11 protein-coding genes and 1 pseudogene are annotated in these 9454 nt (G+C 32.9%); 4 read left to right on the plus strand and 8 right to left on the minus strand.

Features of this window, described 5'->3' with window-relative positions:
• Positions 1-121: 121 nt before the first annotated feature.
• From HX743_RS14905 to HX743_RS14920, 4 genes are all read right to left on the minus strand, one after another.
• Positions 122-439 carry a hypothetical protein gene (locus HX743_RS14905; RefSeq protein ID WP_178319598.1) on the minus strand — a complete coding sequence of 106 codons (318 nt, stop codon included), beginning with the start codon at positions 437-439 and terminating at the stop codon, positions 122-124.
• A 367-nt stretch (positions 440-806) separates the two neighbouring features.
• Complete coding sequence (locus HX743_RS14910; protein ID WP_178319599.1) at positions 807-1337, minus strand: plasmid replication DNA-binding protein; 531 nt, start codon at positions 1335-1337, stop codon at positions 807-809.
• 58 nt (positions 1338-1395) lie between these two features.
• Positions 1396-2361: a RepB family plasmid replication initiator protein gene (locus HX743_RS14915; RefSeq protein WP_178319600.1), complete on the minus strand. Its 966-nt coding sequence runs from the start codon at positions 2359-2361 to the stop codon at positions 1396-1398.
• Between the two features lie 792 nt (positions 2362-3153).
• On the minus strand, positions 3154-4323 hold the full coding sequence (locus HX743_RS14920; protein ID WP_178319601.1) for a MobA/MobL family protein: 1170 nt from the start codon (positions 4321-4323) through the stop codon (positions 3154-3156).
• A 304-nt stretch (positions 4324-4627) separates the two neighbouring features.
• Between HX743_RS14920 and HX743_RS14925 the strand changes: the two genes are divergently transcribed.
• Positions 4628-5407, plus strand: a complete 780-nt coding sequence (locus HX743_RS14925) for a hypothetical protein (RefSeq protein ID WP_178319604.1) — start codon at positions 4628-4630, stop codon at positions 5405-5407.
• 76 nt (positions 5408-5483) lie between these two features.
• Here HX743_RS14925 and HX743_RS16540 read toward each other — a convergent pair.
• Positions 5484-5564 (minus strand): annotated as a pseudogene (locus HX743_RS16540) (short-chain dehydrogenase); the annotation flags it as partial.
• A 92-nt stretch (positions 5565-5656) separates the two neighbouring features.
• Entirely contained in the window at positions 5657-5902 is a 246-nt protein-coding gene (locus tag HX743_RS14930; RefSeq protein ID WP_002011476.1) for a hypothetical protein, read from the minus strand.
• 153 nt (positions 5903-6055) lie between these two features.
• Between HX743_RS14930 and HX743_RS14935 the strand changes: the two genes are divergently transcribed.
• The 3 genes from HX743_RS14935 (at position 6056) to HX743_RS14945 (ending at position 8582) form a co-directional block, all read left to right on the plus strand.
• Positions 6056-6280 carry a hypothetical protein gene (locus HX743_RS14935; protein WP_002011480.1) on the plus strand — a complete coding sequence of 75 codons (225 nt, stop codon included), beginning with the start codon at positions 6056-6058 and terminating at the stop codon, positions 6278-6280.
• Positions 6281-6631: 351 nt separating this feature from the next.
• Positions 6632-7960, plus strand: coding sequence for an AAA family ATPase (locus tag HX743_RS14940; RefSeq protein ID WP_178319602.1), 1329 nt, complete (start codon positions 6632-6634; stop codon positions 7958-7960).
• Positions 7944-8582, plus strand: coding sequence for a hypothetical protein (locus tag HX743_RS14945; protein ID WP_178319603.1), 639 nt, complete (start codon positions 7944-7946; stop codon positions 8580-8582). The genes HX743_RS14940 and HX743_RS14945 overlap by 17 nt, the downstream gene beginning before the upstream one ends.
• A 59-nt stretch (positions 8583-8641) precedes the next feature.
• Here the strand turns inward: HX743_RS14945 and HX743_RS14950 are convergent, their stop codons facing one another.
• Both HX743_RS14950 and HX743_RS14955 read right to left on the minus strand, forming a co-directional pair.
• Positions 8642-8956: a BrnA antitoxin family protein gene (locus HX743_RS14950; protein WP_005091750.1), complete on the minus strand. Its 315-nt coding sequence runs from the start codon at positions 8954-8956 to the stop codon at positions 8642-8644.
• Positions 8919-9230: a BrnT family toxin gene (locus tag HX743_RS14955; protein ID WP_005091751.1), complete on the minus strand. Its 312-nt coding sequence runs from the start codon at positions 9228-9230 to the stop codon at positions 8919-8921. The genes HX743_RS14950 and HX743_RS14955 overlap by 38 nt, the downstream gene beginning before the upstream one ends.
• Between the last annotated feature and the right edge of the window lie 224 nt (positions 9231-9454).

The following is a 9454-nucleotide window of genomic DNA, read 5'->3' on the forward strand; positions in this document are numbered from 1 at the left end:
ACATAAAAAAGCCGACTTGTTTCAAAATCGGCTTTTTGGGCATTTTTGCATTTTTATGGTTTTATTAAGTGTCTGATATTTATATTAATATACAAGTGTATTGCGTATAATCGCCATTATGTTAAATGGAGTCTTTATGAGAAATTAATAATCTATGTTTGTTTGAGATTGAAGTATATTTAAAAAAATTAAGTTGTTTTTTTAAATGCATAACTTCATCTTTTAGTTTTTTGATTTGTTGATCTCTTTCGTCCCGTATAGGGGAAGTAAGTTCACCAAATTTTTTAACTAACTGGCTATATTCAATCAAGTTATTGTAGTCAAGTTCGAAATCTCCGCTTTTTATATATTTAAGTATAGTCGAGCGAGGTTTTCTATACGCTATAGCAGCATCACTGATCGAAAATTTTTTTAAAAAGTGATGATGGTTACTTAGCATATTATTTCATTTAAGGCATTATTAATTTGGTAGATATATGTTAATAAAATTAACAGGCGGATTCAAGCGACACATATAAGATATAAATCTTTAATCATTATTGGTTGATAATTGAACGTTTACTTTACACATACCCTACTCTGATAATTTTTCTATTATTAAATCAATATGCTTTTAAAAATTTATATTATTAACATAATACACCTTATACGCAATGCTTTTTAAATTTTGTTATAATTCAATGTGTTAATTTCAGTTTTATAGCCCATTCGCCCTCGAATGGGCTTTTTTTATGATTTTTCACGTTCCACGCTTATTATTTGATCAATGTTTCACGACTTTGTTCATATCAGGTAAACAATCGTGGTTAATCATAGGGTCTAAAAAAACGGCTCCAAAAGCCTCTTTTTTCAGGTTCAGGTTCAATATGCTCTGGTACTGGAATTCGCTTCTTAGGCTCTTGGATCTCAGTCTGAATCTCAGCTTCTTCTTTTGATTCAACAGTCTCTTGGGGGGGGGCAACTGGTGTTGGATCTTCTACCTTTGGAGGTTTTGGGGCTTCCAGTAGGCGTTGCATTGCTTCGATTTGTTCTTGGTAGAAGTTTTCTCTCTCTAAAGACTGATTTTCTCGCAAAATTGATTGGTTTAATTGACGTTCAAGCATGTCAACTTGACGTTTTAGCATGTCAATTTCTGTTAAGTTTTGACTGTCAGTTGATTTACTTTGATTGACAGTTACATTTTTGTTTTGTGGTTCTCCAAAGACTCTAAGTGCCTCTGCAAAGTCAATCAAACCATCTGAGCTTTTAGATAAATTTCCTTTATTAATATGAGCATATATAGCTTGTCGTGAATATCCATATAGCTTTGCAAGTTCCGATACTGATAGCTTTTTCATAGTTGTAAAGTTGTTATCAAGTCATGTTAATAATTGACTATTCAATTGACAGTGTCAATTAACTTAATGACTTGAATCCTAACTGCTTTAAGTAAGGCATATATTCTCTTACTTTTGCAGGGTCTATTAGCTGATTAGCAATTCGTTTAGCAAAATCCTCATAACTCTCACCAACTTCACTATATTGGTTCGCAAAAGCTGAGTCATAGGCAAGTTTGTTTGAGAACAAATCAATTTGGCTAACTGTAAGAGGCTTTTCTTTTTTCTTTTCTTTAGAAGGCTTCGTAGTTTCTTTTTTTCCAATTACGAATCTAAAACCTGTAATTTTTTTGCCATCTTTAAGGTTGGAGAAAGATACTTGTAGTTCAGTAGATTTATTAATTTCTGATACCGCTGGTACGATAACTCTTTTTTTTAAATTCCAAAGCAAGGAATACTTATTTTGTAACTCGAATATATTTCTGAACTCTTCTTCTTTGAAATCTCTGTGTCCTATATTTTCGTATTGTTTTAATAATTGATAAAGCTGGATGGAGTGGGATCCTCTTAGCTGTAAAACTTCTTTAATTGTAAACTTTGTGTATGGATGATTGTTATTAAATATAGACAACATAAACAGGACTTCATTTGTGAAGTAAAAGCTTATTTTTCCATCTGCATATTCAATACGAATTACCCAGTGAACCGACACGCGATTACCTTTTGTATTTATGTAAGAAAAGTATCTTCCACGAAGATCATCAGCAGCTCTTTTTAATTGAGAGTAGGCACTGCCTAGTTCGATATCACATGCTTCAGCAAAGTCTTTAGCAGTAATAGTAAATTTACTAGATTCACTCATTGGATTAAGACGAACTATAGGGCTAGCTAAAATAAAGATCCTTTTTTCATCTACGGACATGCTATTCCACGCTTCGATCATCCTATTCTGCATGACTGTATATTCTGCTGGATATTGAGCTACAGGCTTTTGAATAGGGTATTCATGATCATCAACTACTATAGTATCTAATTGAGAATCCATATTTTTTTAATTCATACATATTTGATAATGTATGAATATATGAGCTAACAATAGTAAAGTCAAACCTAGAAAAATGTATGATTATTCTTTTGTACAGTGTTTTTTTAATTTTTTGATCTTTATCAAAGTATAAAAAATTATCCATCTATAAATTTGGAGTATAAAAAATAGTCTGATTTATAAATTATAAGTATAAGAATCAATCAAAACAAATAGTGAAAGAACTAAAATTAGCTAAAAATATAGAGATTATTTATATCTAGGTAAATGTATGAAGATCTAGGTAAATGTATGAAGTTTCCTAGGTAAATGTATGGAGTTTCCTAGGTAAATGTATGGAGTTTCCTAGGTAAATGTATGAATTAAATATCTATAATCCTTTCTATATGAGCATTACAGACGTTCTAAAAGTATTTAAAAGTTAAAAATATTAAAAAATATATACACCTTTAAAAATTGCCCTTGGTTTTCGCTACGCTCAAACTCTATTGAACTTCGCTAAAGCTCAGTTCGTCGGGGCAATTTTTTGGCTTATCCCGTTATGACTTTGAGAAAAAGCAAAAGCAAGATCAAAAGGAACTCGGAATTCGCTTCGCTCATCAGTTTTTTATGCTCGCTTCGCTCGGCCTAGAAGCAAATTGAATCTGTTCGCACCCTTCGGGATGCTCTGTAGCTCAGTCTTAGCAGCAAAGGGGGAGCTTGTAATCAGAGAAAAAGCATGGCGAAAATTTTAATTGGGTCTGTTCGCTCGTAGACACTCGCTCTGTAAAGCCTGAATAAAACCAGATAATTTTAAAAACCCGGACCACCGTAATCATAATCATCAGATTTTGGCTTTGGCTGTTCGGATTGAATCGGTTTAGGGGGCTTATTCTGCGTGGGTAATGGATTCTTTGGTGGTGAATACACGTCAAACTCAAAGCATGGTGTTGAGTTATGCTCTGAATCCTTCAATTTTTGATTCATGTTATGAATATTCCAGTCTTCTTGATGCAATATAGGCTCTTGGGTCTTGATAATTTCACTAAAATCTTTTTGCAGTTTTTCCTTATTTTTCTGATTCTTCACTAAATAATTCAGGTAATACATCACCTCCAATGATGAAAAGGGATGGTTTTCAGCACTATAAAAATATTCATGTTGTTGATCTAATTGCTTTTGGCGTTCTTCGAGTTCTCGTTCTTTTTGATTGTGTTCTCGAATTTTTTGGATCTGGGCGAGATATTCCGCTGTCGCGTTTTGTTGACCAACGCCTAGCTTAGGCTCAGGAAGATACAAAGTGCTGTGGATCTCGTTATATTTTTCATAGCTGTCTGCTGAAACCTGATTTTTGATGGTGATGTCTTGGCCATCCAATGTGTAGGTGACGGTAGGGCAGTGCTGTGCAAGCGCATCATTCAGATGGTTTTCCCATTGTTTTCGGATATAGATTAAAAAAGTGGAATAGTCTGCGTGGCCATCCTGCAGCTGGATTTTCTTTGCACCGCCTTTGCTTGGATCTTTGGGGTTATAGCGTTTGAAATATTGTTCGGCTGTCCGTTCAATACCGTCATCGGCTTTTAGCGAGAACATGATGTGACAATGAGGCTGATCTTCGCCACTGAGGCGCGATTTAACGTTGTGTATGGCGTATGAATGCGGATATTGCTGTGGAACTATATGTTTGTCTAAAAACGTCTCTATGAGCGTTTTACGCTGTTCTGGCGTGAATTCGTTGGGGAGGGCAATTTCATACTCCATGTAGACTTTGGCATTTTCTCGTTCAAACGTATCAGCGGCTTGCCAAAACTCAATGGGATCTTTCACCCAGGACGGCATGCATTTGCCTGGTTCAACGTATTCTAAAATTTCGTTACTTTTCTTGCGGACGTTTTCGTATTGCATCAATCGGGCAATATAGAGGTAATGCTGAATGGCGTAGCCTTTATTTTTACTTTTGACGCTGAAGTGATAACTGGCCATGCTCACCTTTTTGTTGGTCTGGGATCGGTTTTTATGCAGTGAAACGGAATGAAAACCGCCCGGATTTGGAATGCCTGGATGGCTGAAAAATCCGGTTGAAGGGGGTCAAGGGGGAAGCGCCCCATTGCGTACTAGTTTCTCCGATTAGGAGAAACTGTCAAGTGCGAATTATTTAAAATAAAAATAAAAATTCTTTTCAAGAAATTTTATTTTTATTTTAAATAATTATTTTCAGACTGACCGATTTAAATATGGTAAAACCATATTTAAATCGGTATCAGTTCTGAAAATTAGGCGGCAGATGATGACTCTTGAAAAACCCAAAAAACGTGGAAGACCAGCTCAATTACTCCAAGTGGCAGAGTTACATGGTTTTGTTGAATTTTTATTAGAGAGACACCCTCGGACTGAACTTCAAAATCAAGTCATTGATGTTCTACAAGCGGACGATTTTAATTTTGAAATGTTGTCTGAAGCTCATCAGATCCTAGTGAAAGAAGCGTTAAAACCTTATCGTGAACATTTGAAGCTTCAGTTGCTGTTTGATGAGCTTTCTACCAAACCTAAACAGACTAAATATGAAGCTAAATTTATAGAGCTTTTTCAAGCATACCAGGACAATCAATTGGGTGTTGCTGAACTAAATATTCTGAAGATGATGTGTACCCGATATCTGAATTTCAAAGCTCAAAAACTGCAATATGCTGATTTGGAGCTGTACTTGAGTCAGATCCAGAAAAAAGATGCAGGGAAAAAGCGTAAAGCTGAAAACAATCGAAAGTATCAGCTCGGTGGCGCTGTGATTGCTGCTTATAAAGAATTGGGTCTTAATATTGATACCTTGACACCAGATCAAGTTAGAAAAGCCATTGTAGGAAATAAGAGGATCATCAATAAGATCGAAAAATCTATAATATTTGAGCAGATTGATATGGATCTTGGTACTTTGTACTTCAGGTGGCCAATATTTCTGAAGGTCATTGATAAATTAGCAATGATTGAGTATGAGGGTGAAGTCGTTCCTGAGTATATAAAAGAAATTTATTTAGCTTTATCAGAGTGTAAGGCAGGAAAAAATAGTTAAAAATAATTAGATTAACAGAAGTTATCTTTAGTAATAAAAAGCCTGATATATCAGGCTTCTCAGTGATTGATTGGATTTAGATATCCATTTTCTTAAACAATAAGAAGGGTAAATTCCGAATAATCATGATGATGATTGCCCATTTGCCAGGTGTGTAGAATATTGCAATAAAAAACCCCGGTATCCTGCCAGGGTTTTATAGCGTTTATTCTGGTTTCAAGCCACAAAAGAGTAAAGACGATTCATAACTCAATAGTCAAAGTTGAAGAAGTGTTCTGGGAAACAAGAAAGAAAGGCTTTTTGAATGTCGCTGTATTCACCCTCTGGATGTTCCTCTAGATAACGTCGAGTCCAAATGACTGTTGCTTCATAATCGTTAAAGCACTGATCGAGTTGTAAAAAAATCCAGAGTTCATGGGCTTTTTGAATGAAAAAGTCATTAATAATCATGAGAGCAATTTTCTTTTCAGTGTTTGAATCCGGGTATGAGTACATAGTATGTTTCTCCTATAGAGATGATAAATAGTTTCCTTGATAAACTATTTATAACACATAAAATAATGTGTTTACCACATAATATTATGTGTTTTTATGTAAATATAACCCTATGCTATAATCTCAAAACACCATTTCTATAAATTTAATTAAATGCCATATACTGAATTTCAACGTCTTGTCGGTAAAGCAGGGCTTTCAATTAAGGAATTTGCTGCCTTATTGGATATGAAACCCAATTCGATTACGAATTACAGTAAACAAGGTGTGGTTCCTACACATATCGCTGTAATCGTTGCGTTGATTTCTACGATGAAAGATGAGGGATTAGATTTCTATCCAATTTTTGAAAAAATTAAGTCGTATTCAAAAGAGTAAAACTCTCTTTTTTTGATAGTTGTAAGCTTTTTAGTAGCGATTGATGACGTAAAAAATGCCTTAACTTCAGGCATTTTTTTATTTTGAGGTACTTATAAACCTCAATAGAACTTTTCAATAAAGTTTCGAGTTTTGAGAACCAGAATGTTCATCAAAGTACCTTACGTTCTGAGATCTTAGGACGAGCAATCGATAAACCGGACATTTCTATTTTGGAGTTACACCCGAACTGCGCATAAGAGATTTTATGTTAAATGATAGTTTTTAAAACAATTAGAAGTATCTTTTTAGGTTTTTAAAGATAAACTAATATTAATGTCACCCATCAAGTTCAAAGGTTCTCAAGAATTTATGAAATTTATTATTCGAAATATAGGAACTATTGAAAGTGCTGAAATTGAGTTAAATAATTTAACGGTAATTTCTGGTGAAAATAATTCAGGAAAAACAACAATATCTAAGATAGCCTATGCTGTTGGACAGGCTTCATCATCTTTTCCTATAGACTATAAAAGACATCAATATAATGAATTTAGAAAACTCTATGATGAAATTTCATTTCATTTAACTAGATTATTAAGAACTTCTGAAGAAGTTAAACAATATGATTCTTATCAAAAGCTTATGTCTGTATTGCTGGACATTAGACGTAGTTCTGAAGTCACAGAGTTTGATCTATCAATAACAAAAGAATTAGTTGTTGAAATGGAGGGTTATCTTGAAGGAAAAGATGAGGTAAGCCCTAATTTTTTTAGAAGAATATATTCAATTCTAGATAAGCTGGATAATCTTTATGATGAATATAATTATAATGATCCAATAGATAAATTTATATTTAGAGCGTTAAAAAATGAGTTTATCAATGAACTTTTAAATAAAAAAAATGGAGCAAAAGAAGCTTATTTATCTCTTGAAATGGATGAATTTAAAGTATTTGAAATTACATTTAATAATAAAGAAATTTTGAGTTTTAATTCAGAGCAAAATAAATTACCAATTAAAGACTCAACTTTGATTGAGGGGCCATATATTTTTCAATTAGCTCCTATTATTCATGATATGTCTGTTAGAGATTCTATTTCTAGAAGATCTACAAAAATAAATCCTAAAATCCCATATCATGTTTTAGATTTATGCTCAAAGTTAGATGGAAGTAGAGGAATTGATAATATAAATGAAAAATCAGATTGGCGTATAGATACCAAAGATTTTTATGATGGATACATTGATTATAAGTTAGAAACAAATAATTTTGAATTAAATGAAAATGATTTAATTTTTAATGTAAATAATGTGTCTTCAGGTATGAAATCTATCGCAATATTAGATTTACTATGTAAAGGGTACTTTATTAATAGTGAGTCTATATTGATCGTAGATGAGCCAGAGACAAATTTACATCCACAATGGCAAAATCTTTACGCTAAATTTTTGATAAAATTAGCAAATCAAGGGACTCGTATACTTGTTAATACTCATAGCCCTTACATGCTTGAGTCATTAAAAATTTATAGTGATAAAAGTGAAAAACCATTAGGCGCTAAATTTTATTTTTCACATAAATGTGAAAATGTTATAAAAATTGAAGATACAAGTGGCAATATTGTCCCTATTATTGATGCTTTATCAGCTCCACTTTATTCATTAATGGAAGAGTTAGAAGATGTTGATAACTTCTAATGAGTTATTTTTGCTTTCTGAGCTAGAGAAAAAATATATATCATCTATTGCTGATATTACCGATATTTCTACAAATACGACAGGAAATAAAAAATTTATTGAAATGGATTTTAATTCACTACATTTCGATAAAGTTCCAGCATTTTATTCAGATAGTTATGAAAATAAAGAATCTAGTTCTGCTGACACATTAATTTATAGTCATCATAATGATTCCTTATATTTAATTGAATTTAAAGAGGGATGGCCAAGGCATAAAGATAAAACAGATTCAAATAGTGATATACGCTTAAAATGCTATGATTCTATTTCAAAATTATGTTTATTTTGGGTAAATATATTAGGGAAATCGAGAAAAGAATTTTTTGATTTAAAAATTAACTATTGCTTAATTACTAGACCTAAGAATGGAAATTTTCATCCTAGTGCTGTAAATGCTTTAAATAGCACAAAACAAGCATTTCAGTTAAAGATGTTAGAGAATACTTTTGTAGATCAAACTAGAATTTTAGTAACACCAAATTCAATATATAAACTTTTGTCAAGAATAACTGGTGTTAGTGATATAGCCTATGTTCAAAGTGATGGCTCAAAGTTAACAGTATTTAATATTGAAGAATAGTTAAAATTAACATAATGCACATTATACGCAGTCAAAAATGGGAGCCTAAGCTCCCATTTTTATTGATGATTTTTTAATTCTTTTAGCATGGCATCCCGTAAAATTTTATTCATTCGTGTTTGATAGCCTTTGCCTTGGGCTTTTAGCCACTGCATGACATCTGCATCGATGCGGACCGTAGTTACTTGTTTAGTCGGCTTGTAAAATGGATTTTGCACTGCATTTTTCCAAAAACTTTCATCGAGTTCAGGAATATCTGAAAAATCTATTTCACTGTCTGGTCGCTTATCAAGTGCTTCAAGTCTTGCCTTTTGTTCTTCAGACAAAACAGGAGGATTATTCAAATCCATTTTGTAAGTAACGGTTTTGCTCATACTGTTTCCTCTCTTTTTTCTCTGCCTGTCGTGCTGAGATAATGCGGATCTGATCCATCCCATTATGGTCTTGTACTGTGTGGGCCACCAATAAAACAGCCTGCCCATGTACCATACCTATCGCCTGCCAGCGATATTCACCATTTTCAAAGCGATCTTGTTTATATAAGGCATGAGCATCGTAAAAAACCAATGTCGCATCTTCAAAAGCCACACCATGTTTTTTGAGATTTGTTTCAGCTTTATGCTCATCCCATGAAAACTCAATTTTCATAGTTGCATCGCTTTTTGTTAATATAAAAATGTTAATACAAAATTGTAAATTTTGCAAAGTTCTTCCATTTTTTATTGGCAAAATATTACAGAATCGAACATAAAAAAGCCGACTTGTTTCAAAATCGGCTTTTTGGGCATTTTTGCATTTTTATGGTTTTATTAAGTGTCTGATATTTATATTAATATACAAGTGTATTGCGTATAATCGCCATTATGTTAAAT

This window comes from Acinetobacter sp. Swhac1, from assembly GCF_013390985.1.
Lineage (GTDB): Bacteria > Pseudomonadota > Gammaproteobacteria > Pseudomonadales > Moraxellaceae > Acinetobacter > Acinetobacter towneri.